Origin of the sequence: Pseudomonas yamanorum, assembly GCF_900105735.1 — a bacterium.
GTDB classification, from domain to species: Bacteria; Pseudomonadota; Gammaproteobacteria; order Pseudomonadales; family Pseudomonadaceae; genus Aquipseudomonas; species Aquipseudomonas yamanorum.
In genome coordinates this window covers 1,961,181-1,975,350 of sequence record NZ_LT629793.1, presented here as the reverse complement: position 1 = coordinate 1,975,350, position 14,170 = coordinate 1,961,181, and the positions used below count along the sequence as shown (strand labels likewise).

11 protein-coding genes are annotated in these 14,170 nt (G+C 59.5%); 4 read left to right on the top strand and 7 right to left on the bottom strand.

Annotated elements, in window-relative coordinates; all coding sequences use genetic code 11:
• Window positions 1-171 precede the first annotated feature (171 nt).
• Window positions 172-2,433: a putative bifunctional diguanylate cyclase/phosphodiesterase gene (locus BLU46_RS09560; protein WP_063032811.1), complete on the bottom strand. Its 2,262-nt coding sequence runs from the start codon at window positions 2,431-2,433 to the stop codon at window positions 172-174.
• A 281-nt stretch (window positions 2,434-2,714) separates the two neighbouring features.
• Here BLU46_RS09560 and BLU46_RS09555 point away from each other — a divergent pair, with 281 nt between their 5' ends.
• Complete coding sequence (locus tag BLU46_RS09555) at window positions 2,715-4,061, top strand: spinster family MFS transporter (RefSeq protein ID WP_063032809.1); 1,347 nt, start codon at window positions 2,715-2,717, stop codon at window positions 4,059-4,061.
• 186 nt (window positions 4,062-4,247) lie between these two features.
• On the opposite strand, the gene rapA is transcribed toward BLU46_RS09555, so the two are convergent.
• Window positions 4,248-7,094 carry an RNA polymerase-associated protein RapA gene (gene rapA, locus BLU46_RS09550; protein WP_063032807.1) on the bottom strand — a complete coding sequence of 949 codons (2,847 nt, stop codon included), beginning with the start codon at window positions 7,092-7,094 and terminating at the stop codon, window positions 4,248-4,250.
• A gap of 216 nt (window positions 7,095-7,310) precedes the next feature.
• Between rapA and BLU46_RS09545 the strand changes: the two genes are divergently transcribed.
• The gene (locus tag BLU46_RS09545) at window positions 7,311-7,652 is read left to right on the top strand and encodes a hypothetical protein (protein ID WP_063032805.1); all 342 of its coding nucleotides are present in this window, start codon (window positions 7,311-7,313) and stop codon (window positions 7,650-7,652) included.
• Here the strand turns inward: BLU46_RS09545 and BLU46_RS09540 are convergent.
• The 3 genes from BLU46_RS09540 to BLU46_RS09530 form a co-directional block, all read right to left on the bottom strand.
• Window positions 7,649-8,845 (bottom strand): aminotransferase class V-fold PLP-dependent enzyme, encoded by a 1,197-nt coding sequence (locus BLU46_RS09540; protein ID WP_408003271.1) that lies wholly within the window; start codon window positions 8,843-8,845, stop codon window positions 7,649-7,651. The two genes, BLU46_RS09545 and BLU46_RS09540, sit on opposite strands and share 4 nt — an antisense overlap.
• The gene (locus tag BLU46_RS09535) at window positions 8,842-9,312 is read right to left on the bottom strand and encodes a RidA family protein (RefSeq protein WP_017479348.1); all 471 of its coding nucleotides are present in this window, start codon (window positions 9,310-9,312) and stop codon (window positions 8,842-8,844) included. Before BLU46_RS09535 ends, BLU46_RS09540 begins: the two co-directional genes overlap by 4 nt.
• Before the next feature lie 88 nt (window positions 9,313-9,400).
• A complete protein-coding gene (locus BLU46_RS09530; RefSeq protein ID WP_093200976.1) occupies window positions 9,401-10,273 on the bottom strand; it encodes a LysR substrate-binding domain-containing protein in 873 nt (290 codons plus the stop codon).
• Here BLU46_RS09530 and BLU46_RS32840 point away from each other — a divergent pair.
• Together BLU46_RS32840 and ccoM are read left to right on the top strand one after the other, a co-directional pair.
• A complete protein-coding gene (locus BLU46_RS32840; protein WP_157721295.1) occupies window positions 10,260-10,568 on the top strand; it encodes a hypothetical protein in 309 nt (102 codons plus the stop codon). The genes BLU46_RS09530 and BLU46_RS32840 overlap by 14 nt on opposite strands.
• 143 nt (window positions 10,569-10,711) lie before the next feature.
• Complete coding sequence (gene ccoM / locus BLU46_RS33430; protein ID WP_010176679.1) at window positions 10,712-10,828, top strand: cytochrome c oxidase subunit CcoM; 117 nt, start codon at window positions 10,712-10,714, stop codon at window positions 10,826-10,828.
• 849 nt (window positions 10,829-11,677) lie between these two features.
• On the opposite strand, the gene BLU46_RS09510 is transcribed toward ccoM, so the two are convergent.
• The gene (locus tag BLU46_RS09510; protein ID WP_063032797.1) at window positions 11,678-13,153 is read right to left on the bottom strand and encodes an inorganic phosphate transporter; all 1,476 of its coding nucleotides are present in this window, start codon (window positions 13,151-13,153) and stop codon (window positions 11,678-11,680) included.
• Window positions 13,154-13,463: 310 nt separating this feature from the next.
• Window positions 13,464-13,664, bottom strand: coding sequence for a hypothetical protein (locus BLU46_RS09505; protein ID WP_003219834.1), 201 nt, complete (start codon window positions 13,662-13,664; stop codon window positions 13,464-13,466).
• Between the last annotated feature and the right edge of the window lie 506 nt (window positions 13,665-14,170).

The window sequence follows — 14,170 nt, the reverse complement described above, 5'->3', positions numbered from 1 at the left end:
TATCAAGTGGCCATCACGGAATGAGAGATCGCGACTTTACAGTGCGTCCTGGTCCTGGGCGGGAGGGTTTAACCCTAGGGTTTTAAGGGGAAATCCTGGCCGGACTCTGATGAATCGGCCGTTCGTCGGGATTCTTTAGTGAAGTGATGGCGATTTGCCAAATTTTCGGCGTCAGCGAATTGGCCTGACGATGGAGGCGGGGCCCGTACGGCCCGAAGGCGGGTCTTTGGGGGCGGGTTCACTGCCTGTAAGGCCCAGCAGGCTGAACATGTTGTGCTGGTCGAGGCCTTTGATCACTGCGCTGATGTCACTCATCGGTACCGCAGCGCTGAGCAAGTAACCCTGAACGAAATCACAGCCGTGTTTTTGTACCACTTCCAATTGTTGCAGGGTCTCTACGCCTTCGGTCACGACTTGCAGATGCAGGGTGTGGGCCATGCCGATAATGGCCTGGACGATATCGATGTCGGTGGCGGATTTGGGAATGTCCTGGATAAACGAGCGGTCGATTTTCAAGGTATTCAGCGGCAGGCGCTTGAGGTAGGCGAGGGACGAATAGCCGGTGCCGAAGTCGTCGATGGACAGCGACACGCCCAATGCGCGGATTTGCCGCAGCAGTGCCAGGGTGCTGCTGATATTGCCCATCAGGGCGTTTTCGGTCACTTCCAGTTCCAGGCGATTGGCGGCGATCCCGCCGAAGCGCAGGGCGTTTTCGATTTCATCGGCCAGTTCGTCACGAGTCAGGTTCAAGGCCGAACAATTGACCGCCATGATCAATTCCGTATGACCCTGCTCCGACAGCAGGCTGAGGTCGTGGCAGGCCTGGCGCAGGACCCAGTGATCCAGTTCGGCAATCAGGCCATTGTTTTCAGCAATGCCAATGAACCGGTCAGGGGTCAGCAAGCCGTGTTGGGGATGTTGCCAACGCACCAGGGCTTCGAGGCGTGTGATCCGGCCTTTTTTCAGGTCAAGAATCGGTTGATAAAACAGCACCAGCTCGTTTTTGCCCCGCAGCGCGGCGCGCAGTTCTTCCTCCAGTTGCAGTTCCAGGAAAGCCCGGGTTTTCAGGTTGGAGCTGAAGAAGTTCAGGTTGTTACGCCCGGTATCCTTGGACTGATACAACGCCAGGTCGGCAGTTTTGAGTAGCTCCTCGCTGGTTTTTCCGTCTTCGGGGAACAGGCTGATGCCGATGCTGGTGGTCATCACCATGCGCCGGCCAGCCAACTCGATGGGGTCTTTCATTTTCTGCATGATGCGTTGGGCCATGTGCCGCGCTTCATCGCGATGGTGAATGCTGATCAGGATGCAGAACTCGTCACCGCCAAACCGCGCGACCACGTCGTCGTGGCTGCGTACCGAGCTTTTGATATGGCCGGCCAGCACCGTGAGCAATTCGTCGCCGGCGTCATGGCCGAGGCTGTCGTTGATGCGCTTGAAGTGGTCGATATCCAGGAAGATCACCGCCAGCATGCCGTCGGTGGCGGTTTTTTCTGCGAGCTTCTCGGCGAAGATCTGGTTGAAGCCGCGGCGGTTGAGCAGGCTGGTCAAGGCGTCGTAGTGCGCCACCTGTTGCAGCGAGGCGCGGGCCTGGTCGAGTTCGGTGAGCAGTGCATTGACCCGGCGCAGGTCGGTTTCCTTGTGTTGCAGCTTCTTGTCTGCCAGCGCAGCGCTGATGCTGCTGCCGATCACCAGCAAGGCGATGACCGCTACCAGCAGGCCCAGTTGGATGGGGTTGTTGTCCACGGGCAGCGCCGACGGAACAAGGTCCTCGGGCACCAGCAGTTGCATGGCCGCCATGCCGGTGAAGTGCATGCTGATAATGCCGGCGCCGAGCACCAGGCTGGCGGCGTACTTAAGTAATTGATGAAACATGCCGGTGCCGTTGCGCAAGTACAACGACAGCAGCAACGCCGCGAGGCTGGCGCCGATGGCGATCAACACCGAGGCCAGGAACAGCCCGGTCTCGAAATACACGCCCGCCTCGGAGCGCATGGCCGACATGCCCACGTAGTGCATCAACGCAATGCCCAGCCCCATCCACACCGATGCCAGCACATATTGGTGCAGGCGCAGCCTGGGGTGACTGAGGGTTTGCATGGCGAACAGCGACGCGATCAGGGCGATCAGCAGCGAGGCGAACGTCATGATCAATTCGTAGTGAATTGCGATAGGCGCCTGGAAGGCCAGCATGCTGATGAAGTGGGTCGACCAGATTCCGCCTGCCAGGCAGCCCGCACCTACCCAGCGCCAGTGCCGTTGAGCCTTGGGGTTGTCGACATGGCCGACCCGCTCGGCCATGTCCAGGGTGCCGAAGCCCGCTGCACAGGCCACCACGTAAGCCAGAAGCACCAGAAAGGGGTTATGACTGCAATTGAGTAATAAGTGCCCGCTGTCCGGAAGGTCGGTAAAAAAATGCAAACCAAGCCATTCCATAGCATGTCCCGTCACAGAGTTTTAGTCTGACTGCGTCTTTCAGTATAGAGAGCGTGAGCGGGTTACAAGGGCTGATGGCAGATTGCTTCTAATCATTTGGCGATGAGTTTATAAATAACTAGAACTAAATGATTAGGGATGACAGCCCGAGTCGCCCGATGGAGTGACATCAGACTTACGAATCATTACAGACAATCCCCACGGGGCTGACTAGATTGCAGGTTCCGGGCTCAGGATGCGTCTGGCATCGCGGCTCACATAACAATAAAAGAGACGGACCCATGCAGAACTCGACCCAAGCGGCGAATGCCTGGCGCATTCTGTTCCTGTTGTTCCTGGCCAACCTGTTCAACTTTTTCGACCGCACCATCCCCGCGATTATCATCGAACCGATCCGCATGGAGTGGCACCTCAGCGATTTCCAGCTCGGCATCATCGGCACTGCGTTCACCATTGTTTATGCGATTGCCGGCTTGCCCCTCGGGCGCATGGCCGATACCGGCTCGCGCAGCAAACTCATGGGCTGGGGCCTGGCGGCGTGGAGTGGCCTGACGGCGGTCAACGGTCTGGTGGGCAGCTTCTGGACGTTTTTGCTGGTGCGCATGGGCATCGGCATCGGCGAGGCCAGTTATGCACCAGCGGCCAATTCGCTGATCGGTGACCTGTTTCCGGCTCACCGCCGGGCGCGGGCCATGGGGATCTTCATGCTGGGCCTGCCCTTGGGCCTGTTGCTGGCGTTCTTTACCATTGGTGCGATGGTCAAGGCGTTCGACAGCTGGCGTGCGCCGTTCTTTATTGCCGCGGTGCCGGGGCTGATTCTTGCGGTGTTCATGTTCTACATCAAGGAGCCCAAGCGCGGCGCCGCAGAAACCGTGCAAGTCTCCCAGGAGAAAGTCGACCGGCCGATTCGCCGGGTGCTGGCGGTGCCGACGTTTCTATGGCTGGTGCTGGCAGGCTTGTGCTTCAACTTCGCCACCTATGCCTGCAACTCGTTCCTGGTGCCGATGCTGCAGCGCTATTTCCTGCTGCCGTTACAGGATGCGGCAGTCGCCACCGGTGTTATCGTCGGTATTACCGGCCTGGTGGGCCTGACCCTGGGCGGCTGGATTGCCGACAAGATCCATCAACGCATCGCGAATGGCCGGTTGTTGTTCGCGGCGTGCAGCTTGATCATCTCTACCGTCACCACTGCTTGGGCGTTGCACGCCGGGCGGATCGAGATTGGTGTGTTTGTGGCGTTGTTCAGTGTGGGCTGGCTGTTTGCCTATAACTTCTACACCTGCGTGTACACGGCGATCCAGGACGTGGTCGAGCCGCGCCTGCGGGCCACGGCGATGGCGTTGTTCTTCGCCGGCTTGTATTTGCTGGGCGGTGGCATGGGGCCGATTGTGGTGGGCGGGCTGTCGGATCATTTTGCCCATTCGGCGATGTATGCGGCGGGGGCGGAGCAGATGACCGAGGCTTATAAAGCCATAGGCTTGCACGATGCCATGTACCTGATTCCGGTGGCGCTGTTTCTGACCATGCTGTTTCTGTTCCAGGCGTCCCGCAGTTTTGTGCGCGATGCCAAGCGGATGAAGGATGGGTTGGGGGTGGTGGAGGTGCCGGCTACGGCGGTTACTGCCTGAGACCGAGGTAAGGCCATCGCAGGCAAGCCAGCTCCCACAGTTGACCGAGTTGTCGCTGATGTACACGGTCATTGTGGGAGCCGGGCTTGCCCGCGATGAGGGCATCAGGGTCACCGATGAAACCCAGTGAATAAAAAAGGCCCGCATTACGCGGGCCTTTTTGTTTGGCAGGGTAGGGCGGCGAAGTTAGCCCGCGACCAATACCCGAATCGCTTCCAGTCGCAGCGCCGCCTTGTCGAGCATGGCCAGGCCTTGCTCGCGCTGTTGGCGCAGGGCAACCAGTTCGCTGTCACGCACGGTCGGGTTGACCGCTTGCAACGCGGTCAGGCGCGCCAGTTCTTCGTCGGTGTCCGCCGCCAGGCGACGTTGAGCCTCGGCTACACGCTCGGCGTGACGCGGGGCGATCTTCTCTTCGCCGGCGTTGATCCGTGGCGTCAGCTGGTCGCGCTGGGCCTGGACGAACTTGTTGGCGCTGGCCCGGGGCACGCTTTCCAGCTGGTCGTTCAAGGTCAGGAATGACACGCGGCCCGACAGGTCATTGCCGTTGGCATCCAGCAGGCAACGCAGCGCAGCCGGCGGCAGGTAACGGCCCAATTGCAGCGAACGCGGGGCAACCACTTCGCTGACGTAGAGCAGTTCCAGCAACACGGTGCCCGGCTTGAGCGCCTTGTTCTTGATCAGCGCCACGGCGGTGTTGCCCATGGAACCGGACAGCACCAGGTCCATGCCGCCCTGCACCATCGGGTGTTCCCAGGTGATGAACTGCATGTCTTCGCGGGACAGCGCCTGGTTGCGATCGTAGGTGATGGTCACGCCTTCGTCGTCGCCCAGGGGGAAGCTGGCGTCGAGCATTTTTTCGCTGGGCTTGAGGATCAGCGCGTTTTCCGAATGGTCTTCGCTGTCGATGCCGAAGGCGTCGAATAGGGTTTCCATGTAGATCGGCAGGGTGAACTGGTCGTCTTGCTCGAGGATGGCTTCCACCAGCGCATCACCTTCACCGGCACCGCCGGAGTTGAGCTCCAGCAAACGATCGCGGCCGGTGTGCAGTTCGGCTTCGAGGCGCTCGCGCTCGGCACGGGCTTCGTCGATCAGCGCTTGCCACTCGCCGTCGTCGGCATTTTCCAGCAGCGGCAGCAGGCGCGGGCCGAACTGGTGCTGCAAGGCGTTGCCGGTCGGGCAGGTGTTGAGGAACGCGTTCAGCGCTTCGTGGTACCACTGGAATAGCCGCTCTTGCGGACTGGTTTCCAGGTACGGCACATGCAGTTCGATCACATGCTTCTGGCCGATCCGGTCCAGACGGCCGATCCGCTGTTCCAGCAGATCCGGGTGGGACGGCAGGTCGAACAGCACCAAGTGGTGGGAGAACTGGAAGTTGCGGCCTTCACTGCCGATTTCCGAGCAGATCAGCACCTGGGCGCCAAACTCTTCATCCGCAAAGTAAGCAGCGGCGCGGTCGCGCTCGAGGATGTTCATGCCCTCGTGGAACACCGTGGCCGGGATACCGGAACGCACGCGCAGGGCGTCTTCCAGGTCCATGGCGGTTTCGGCGTGGGCGCAGATCACCAGGACTTTGGTGCGCTTGAGCATTTTCAGCTGGTCGATCAGCCACTCGACGCGCGGGTCGAAACGCCACCAGCGTTGTTCTTCATCCACATCCGGCTGGGACTGGAAGCTGACTTCCGGGTACAGCTCGGCGTGTTCGCCCAGGGGCAGTTCGAGGTATTCGTCCGGGCACGGCAGCGGGTAGGCGTGCAGCTTGCGCTCCGGGAAGCCTTGTACGGCGGCGCGGGTGTTGCGGAACAGCACGCGGCCGGTGCCGTGGCGGTCGAGCAGTTCGCGTACCAAACGGGCGCTGGCTTCGGCATCGCCATCGTTGACGGCGGTCAGCAGCGCTTCGCCTTCGTCGCCGAGGAAACCCTGGATGGTCTTGTGGGCGGCGGGCGAGAGGCGGCCCTTGTCCAGCAGCTCCTGAACGGCTTCGGCCACCGGGCGATAGTTTTCGCTCTCGGCGCGGAAGGCGTGCAGGTCGTGGAAACGATTCGGGTCCAGCAGGCGCAGGCGCGCGAAGTGGCTGTCCTGGCCCAATTGCTCAGGGGTTGCAGTGAGCAGCAGTACACCGGGAATCACTTCGGCCAGTTGTTCCACCAGCGAGTATTCGGGGCTGGCTTTTTCTTCGTGCCAGACCAGGTGGTGAGCTTCGTCGACCACCAGCAGGTCCCAGCCGGCGGCGAACAACGCGTCCTGGGCTTTCTCGTCGTCCACCAGCCATTCCAGGGCCACCAGCGCAAGCTGGGTGTCTTCGAACGGGTTGGTGGCATCGCTTTCGATAAAGCGCTCTTCGTCGAACAGCGCCACCTGCAGGTTGAAGCGGCGGCGCATTTCCACCAGCCACTGGTGCTGGAGGTTTTCCGGCACCAGGATCAGCACGCGGTTGGCGCGACCGGACAGCAACTGGCGATGGATCACCAGGCCAGCTTCGATGGTCTTGCCCAGGCCCACCTCGTCCGCCAGCAGAACACGCGGCGCGATGCGGTCGGCAACTTCACGGGCGATGTGCAGCTGGTGCGCGATCGGTTGCGCACGCACGCCGCCCAGACCCCAAAGCGAGGACTGCAACTGGCGGCTGGTGTGTTCCAGGGTGTGATAGCGCAGGGAGAACCAGGGCAGCGGGTCGATCTGGCCGGCGAACAGACGGTCGCTGGCCAGACGGAACTGGATGAAGTTCGAGAGTTGGGTTTCCGGCAGGGTGACCTGCTCGTTCTGCCCATTGAGGCCGTGGTAGACCAGCAGGCCGTCGACATCGTCGACCTCTTGCACGGTCATTTTCCAGCCTTCGAAATGGGTGATGGTGTCACCCGGCGAAAACCTCACGCGAGTGAGGGGCGCATTCCGTAGCGCATACTGGCGGGTGTCGCCAGTGGCCGGATAGAGCACGGTTAACAAGCGGCCGTCCTGTGCCAGAACGGTGCCTAACCCCAGCTCTGCTTCGCTGTCACTAATCCAGCGTTGCCCCGGTTGATACTGCTGCGCCATGCTGCCTGACTCCCGCCGTGAAAAAGCCGACTATTCTAACGGAACACGGCTTCCAGACCAAAAGGAATAGGTGCAGCTTCAAGCTTTAAGCTACAAGCGGCAAGAAAAAGGGCTGTATGTTCGTCGGATAGATGACGATTGGTTCACAAGTTGGCGGCTTGACGCTCAAGTCGTCACCCACGCAGCCGACAGTCTGCTGAACAGGAGACTATTAATATGCTGCCACCCATGCTGCCCTTGAGTGTTGTGCCGGTCACGTCGCAGCTTGATCCGGTGCGCCAGAAACCGGATATCCCGCCTGTGGCGCCGGTTCAACCAGGCTCCAACGAAAGCACCATCGACCTGCAAAAGCGCGACCCCGAGGAAGCAGCCCTGTTGCTGCGCGAGGAACAGCGACGCCAGCAGGAACAGCAAAAGCGCCGCCGCGAAGCCGATGAGGATTCGGAGCAGCACCTGGCCATTCCCGGCGACGAACTCAACGCCGACAACACCGTGCCGGTGGTGCCGCTGATTGAAGATGCGCCACGGCAAGGCCTGTGGGTGGACGTCGAGGTTTAATCCCGCAGTTCGTGCAGGGCGGCTACCAGTTGCTCGATATCGTGCGCGGTGTTGAGGTAGCTCACGGAGATTCGCGCCACGCTGTCCAGCTCGCGCGCCTGCATGTCCAGCGGGGTGTAGGGCACGCCGTTGGCACCGATGTTGATCCGCTTGAGCCCCATGCGCCGCTTGAGCTCAAAGGCGTCCCAGCCGGCCAGGTTGAAGGCGATCAGGCCTGACTGGTTTCCGGCAATGCCCAAATCATGCACGGTAATCCCCTCGATCCCGCTAAGTTCTTCGCGGATCGTGTCACTTAGAAGCCGAACCGTCCGGCGAATCCGCTCAACGCCCAGTCGATTGACCTCCTGCAGTGCATTGCCCAGGCCTGCCAGCAACGCGAATGACACTTCGCTGGTTTCAAAGCGCCGGGCGTCGTTGCGCAAGTCGAAACCCGCAGGGCTCCAGGGCGCAGAAAACACATCGCGCTGGGCTGGGTTCAAACGTTCAAGAAAATCCGGACGCACATACAGCAATGCGGTTCCGCGTGGGCCGCGCAGATGCTTGCGCCCGGCGCCCTTGAGCACATCGCAGTGCAGCGTTTGCACATCCACCGGCACCTGGCCGATGGCTTGTCCGGCGTCGATGAAGTAGGCGATGCCATGACGCTTGGCCAGCGCGCCGATGGCCTCGGCAGGGTTGATCAAGCCGCTGTTGGCGGGGAGCCAGGTCAGGTCGATCAACCGCACCCGGGCGTCGAGCATGGCTTCCAGGCCGGCGACGGACACCGCGCCGGTTTCATCGCAAGGGATTACCTCCACGTGCGCACCCGCTTGCACGGCCGTCTGCATGCTCGCCAGGTTGCCGCCCCATTCGTGGCGGCCCACCAGAATGCGGTCGCCCGGGTGCCATGGGCCCAGCGCCTGGAACGCCATGCTCCAGGCGGTCGAGCCGCTGCTGGCGAAGGCAATCGATGACACGGGGGCGTTGAGCAATTGCGCCGCCGCGCGACGGGCTTTCTCCGCCAGCAGCGACCCGTGCTCGCCGGCCTCCATCGGGCCGTCACGGGCTTCGCGTTGCAACTGGTCAATGATTGCGTCGAGCGTCCCCTGGCTTGGCAAGGAGGCCCCGGCGTGGTTGAAGTGGACGATGCCGGACTGGCAGCCCGGCGTTTCGTCCCGCAGCTCCCGGACCTCGGTCAGGGACAGCGCGGTCACGGCTGCAGCTCGAAAATGGCATCAACCTCCACTGCCACGCCGCCTGGCAAACTGGCGACGCCCACGGCAGTACGGACATGGCGACCTTTGTCGCCAAGGGCGTTCACCAGCAGGTTCGAGGCGCCATTGGCCACTGCGCCCTGGCGCTGGAAATCACCGCTGCTGGCGATAAACACGCCCAACCGAATGATGCGCACCAGCCGCGACAGGTCATCGCCCAAGGCATCGCTCAATTGTGCGAGCAGGCCCAGCGCAGCGAGTTCGGCGGCTTTAGCGCCTTCGTCTTCGCTGATGGACTCGCCGAGTCGGCCAATGTACGTCGGCTTGCCGTCCAGCAGCGGAATTTGGCCGGAGATAAACAGTTGGTTCTGGCTGATCACGTAATTGACGTAGTTGGCGATCGGCTGGCTGGGTGTTGGTAGGCTCAGGCCGAGGGCTTGTACGCGTTGCGAGATGGAGTGGCTCATGTTGAATCCTCTTGGGAAGAGTCTTCAGCATGGGCGGCGTGGTTTGGGTCGACAAACGGATAGATCTCACTCGACGTATCGAAATAACTCATGCGTCAGCACAGATTTCCCGCAGCCATTCACTGAAACAGTTGGCCGCTTGGCTGGTACCGCCTTGCGAGGTGATCAGCCAGTAACCGATCTCGCTGTGGTAGGGCGGCTGGTCGAAGGCTTCCACCAATGTGCCGTCCTTCAACCTGCGCTCGATCAGGCGGTGGCGGCCCATGGCGATGCCCTGGCCGGCGACGGCAGCTTCCACCACGATGTTGTAGTCGTGTAACAGTGCCTTGGGGTAGTGCTCCACATCCACTTGGTAATGCCGGGACCAGTCGGTCCACTCGAAAGGGCGGTGCGAGGTGGCCATCAGCAGGGGGCCGTTCTCCAGTAGGCTGGCCTTGAAAGCTGGGCTGCAAACCGGTGACAGGGTTTCGCTCATCAAGCGGGTGGCCTGCACGTCGGCCCAGTCGCCTTTGCCGTAGCGAATCGCCAGGTCGACCTCGGCGGCGGCGACATCTGCCAGTTGAATCGCGGGTACCAACTCCACCTGGATGTGCGGGTAGCGGCTAAGAAACCCGGCCAGGCGCGGCGCCAGCCACAAGGTGGCGAACGAGGCGAGCAGGCCGACGCGCAGCACGCTGGTGGCGGGTGGTATTTGTTGCTGGCGGGTAGCGGCGGCGATGACGTCGAGGGCGGGGCGGATTTGGTCGTAGTAGTGTTGGCCGTCTTCGGTCAGATCGATGGCGCGGGTGCGTCGGACAAATAGAGGCTTGCCCAGATGTTGTTCGAGCTTCTGCACTTGATGGCTGAGGGCGCTTTGGGTCACCGACAGTTCGGCGGCAGCCTTGATAAAACTCAGATTCCGGGCCACGGCTTCAAAGGCGCGCAGGGCCAGGAGTGGGGGAAGGTCCTTGTGCAGTGCCACGTCGAACGCTCTGTGTGAGGGTTGGGATGGGGTGATTTTGCGGGCAAATGCGCGGGATGACACCGATTTTGTTTACGTGGGATTGGCGCAGGACGCATTATTGGGGCATCCCAGCCATTACGTAAGCCAAGCCATGAGTGACGATGACAAACTGATAGACCTGAATGCCGAACGGGCCAAACGTGTCCATGATCTGAATGACAAACGACTGAATGAAGTGCGTCAGGCGTTTGAGCAGGCGATGCCGTTGGGTAAGGCCAAGAAAAAGCCGAAAAACAAACCGAAAAAGCGTTGATATAGCCTGCATCGTTTGATGCAGGTCAGTTATTTCCCTTCTTTACGCCCCGTCGCGGGCGACATTGATCCTCGTCAATTTCTTCTTTCGTCTTCTTGGTTAACTTAGCCCTATCGCAACAGGGCAAGTGCAGGAGGCCGGTCATGTTTTTCGATAATGTGGTATTTGCCGGAGTGCTGACGGTTGGCCTCATGGTGATGTTCTTTGTAGGGTTTGGAATTTTTATCTGGAAAGACGCTAACAAGCGTAAGAAGCCTTAGGTCTTTTCGGGATACATGAGCACGCAAGGCATTTTGGGCGACTTCGGTCGCCTTTTTTTTGTTTTGGATTTAGTGGTGGGGTGTGGGTGTATATCCGTTATTTAGGTAACGGCCACTTATGGTTTCGCTCTTACAGCGAGCCACTTTTTTACAAACGCCTAAAAAAGTAACCAAAAAACGCTTTGCCCCACCACTCGGTGCCTCGCCCAGGCTCCACCGTGCCTACTTGCGGCCATCGTGGTTAACGGGGCCCGCAGATCAAAGTCAAAAGCAGATCAAAAGCACGCAGCCTCGCTGGCGCTCGACAGCTGCTACGGGCGGGGTGGCTCTGTTTTTCTGTGGGAGCTGGCTTGCCTGCGATGCAGACAACTCGGTTTTTCAGACACACCGAGGTGATGCCATCGCAGGCAAACCAGCTCCCACATTTGACCGTGCCCGCTTTAGCTTTTGATTTTGCTCTTCAACACTCAAGCCGGCCGGTAGGCCGCTGTGCTCTTGCTGTTGATCTTGATTTTGATCTTAGGCGCCCCGTTAAACCACGCTGGCCGAACGCAGGCTTTGGAGCGTGGGTAACCCGGCAGGACGCCGGGTTAGCCGCGCTGGGCCAAGGATGGCCCATCGCGGCGGCCCACGGTCCAAAGCCGGAGTGAGGGCACACCGAGCCTAAGCGAGGAGCCGAGTGGTGGGGCAAGAGCGTTTTGCTTACTTTTGCGCTCTTCAAAAGTGAGCCGCTGTAAGAGCGGAACCATAAGTGGCCATCACCCAAATAACGGATATACACCCAAACCCCAGCCACAAAAAAAGGCACGACCCTCACAGGTCGCACCCTCTTCACAAGCCAAAGATCTGTCAGCTACCCAAAGCCTTGGAAGCCAACCAGAACAACCCGGCCGAAAGGCCCACAGTCGCCGGCAAGGTCAACACCCAAGCCATCAAAATGGTCTTAACGGTACCGCCTTGCAGCCCACTCTTGTTAGCCACCATGGTCCCGGCCACACCCGAAGACAACACATGGGTCGTGGAAACCGGCAGGCTAAAGATGTTAGCCAAACCAATCATGCTGGCCGTGGTGATCTGCGCCGACATGCCCTGGGCATACGTCATCCCTTGCTTGCCGATCTTCTCACCAATGGTCAACACCACACGCTTCCAGCCCACCATGGTGCCCAGGCCCAAGGCCAGCGCTACCGCCAGGATCACCCAGAACGGTGCATATTCGGTAGTAGCCGTCAGATCCTTGCGCAACTTGTCCAGGTCCGACTTCTCACGCGCTTCCAGGCCAGGCAACTTGCCCACCTTCTTCGCGGTGTCATCCAGGCACAACAGATAACGACGCACTTCAATGCGGTGCTCGGCAGTCAACGAATGGTAGTCAGAGACCCCCTTCAATGTATCCAGCAGGGCGTTGATGGTCGGTTCAGTCTGCTGCGGATTGCACTGGAACTTGCCCGGCAAATCGTCTTTCACACTCTTGCCCAGAGCGAGGAACTCACCGAGGGTTTCGTGATTACGCTGGTAGAACTGATTCAAGTGCAGCGTCGCGTCGCGGGTACGCTCGATCTGGTAAGTGGTGCTGCCCAAGTCCAGTACGAACTGCGCCGGGACGATACCAATCAACACCAGCATGATCAGGCCGATACCTTTCTGACCATCGTTGGAGCCGTGCACGAAGCTCACGGCCATTGCCGAAATCACCAGTACCAGGCGGTTCCAGAACGGTGGGTGCTTCTTGTCGTCGAGCTTGCGGCGCTGGTCCGGTGTCTTGTGCATCTTTGACAGCGGGCGCCACCACTTCAGGCCGAGCAGCACCAGGGCTGCCACCACGAAACCGGCCATCGGCGAGAACACCAGCGAGGCACCGATATCGATCGCTTTCTGCCAGTTCACGCCGTCAGCCAGGGGAATGTCGTTGATCAGGGCGTTGGCCAGGCCGACACCGAGGATCGAGCCGATCAGGGTGTGGGAACTGGACGCCGGGATCCCGAAATACCAGGTGCCGAGGTTCCAGGTGATCGCCGCGGCCAATAATGAGAAGACCATGGCCAGACCGTGGCCGGTGTTCACATTGATCAGCAACTCCACCGGCAGCAAGTGCACGATGGCATATGCAACACCGACACCGCCGAGCAACACGCCGAGGAAGTTGAACACCCCGGAGAAGAACACGGCCAGATGCGGAGGCATGGCTTTGGTATAGATGACTGTGGCAACCGCGTTAGCGGTGTCATGAAAGCCATTGATGAACTCGAAGGCGAGGACAAAGGCCAGGGCGAGCAACAGGCTCACTAGAACCCAAGCATCCAGTCCGCTGAATAAATCGATCATGAAGGTTTTCTGACCCGGTCGTAAGGGGGCGCGATTATGCCAGAAAACATCGGTAATCAATGCACTAGCTGCTCATCGGTAACATTCTTCAACGAAAAAAAATGGCGGGGAGGGGCGTATCCCGGTGTTTTCGGGGCTTTGGCAAGTGGTTGATTTATAAGGAGGATGCTTTAAATGTGCGGCTTAAACCGCTGGAAGGAAGCATCTGAAACAATTGTATGAAATTTCGGTAAGACGCCATTAGGCGCTTCCCTCCGCCAGCGCGGTACTGGCAGAGAGATGGCACCTCTGGAAGCTCAATCCGAATCGCTTATGGCTCTTCGGCTTTGAGGTCCTGTTCAATCTTTTGGATTTCCTGGGCAAAGGCCTGGTCGAGCAGACTGGCTCGTTTGCGCCATGGCTTGCGTTCAGGTTCTGGTTGGGCGGCGTAGGTGGTGACTTCCCCGCCGTAAACATCCTTGTAACGTTGTTCCTGGCGCTCAAGTTCCGCGCGCAGTTCGTCTTTCGTCACATTGTTACCTAATTGAGTTGAGTTTGATTCCGGCGAAGCGCGATGCCGGGAAGTCGCCCCGGTATACCATCAACCCGAAAGATCAGCGTGTGAAGGTATACAGGAAAAACCACTTCTTTATTGCACGCGGCCACGATGCCGGAGAAGAACAGCTGTCGTAGCAACAGTTTTCTTGTTCACAACCACAAGCAGTTGGCAGGCATTTGAAATGAGTGTCAGGTACTTGCGGCGCAGCTTGCACAAAGCCGGTACACGGCTGGGTGAGGTTCGTCCTCGAGGGCGAGACGACTGGCCTCTACACAGGATGCATTATAGCGACGCGTTTGAATAACACTATCGCGATCAAGTTAAAAATCGTCAACTTTGTGTGAGAGTTTTGTTACGCGCGCAGGTGAGGTACTTGCTGAACTATTGGCGTCATAAATGGTGAAGCTTTCTAAACGCGGTAAATAAATCTTAACTTCTCTCGTACATCAGCCGATTCTGAAAGTCGCTTGAGAAGCCAC

Coding starts and splice junctions, on each gene's coding strand:
- BLU46_RS09560 (WP_063032811.1), bottom strand. CDS start 2,433: ATGGAATGGCTTGGTTTGCATTTTTTTACCGACCTTCCGGACAGCGGG.
- BLU46_RS09555 (WP_063032809.1), top strand. CDS start 2,715: ATGCAGAACTCGACCCAAGCGGCGAATGCCTGGCGCATTCTGTTCCTG.
- rapA (WP_063032807.1), bottom strand. CDS start 7,094: ATGGCGCAGCAGTATCAACCGGGGCAACGCTGGATTAGTGACAGCGAA.
- BLU46_RS09545 (WP_063032805.1), top strand. CDS start 7,311: ATGCTGCCACCCATGCTGCCCTTGAGTGTTGTGCCGGTCACGTCGCAG.
- BLU46_RS09535 (WP_017479348.1), bottom strand. CDS start 9,312: ATGAGCCACTCCATCTCGCAACGCGTACAAGCCCTCGGCCTGAGCCTA.
- ccoM (WP_010176679.1), top strand. CDS start 10,712: ATGTTTTTCGATAATGTGGTATTTGCCGGAGTGCTGACGGTTGGCCTC.
- BLU46_RS09510 (WP_063032797.1), bottom strand. CDS start 13,153: ATGATCGATTTATTCAGCGGACTGGATGCTTGGGTTCTAGTGAGCCTG.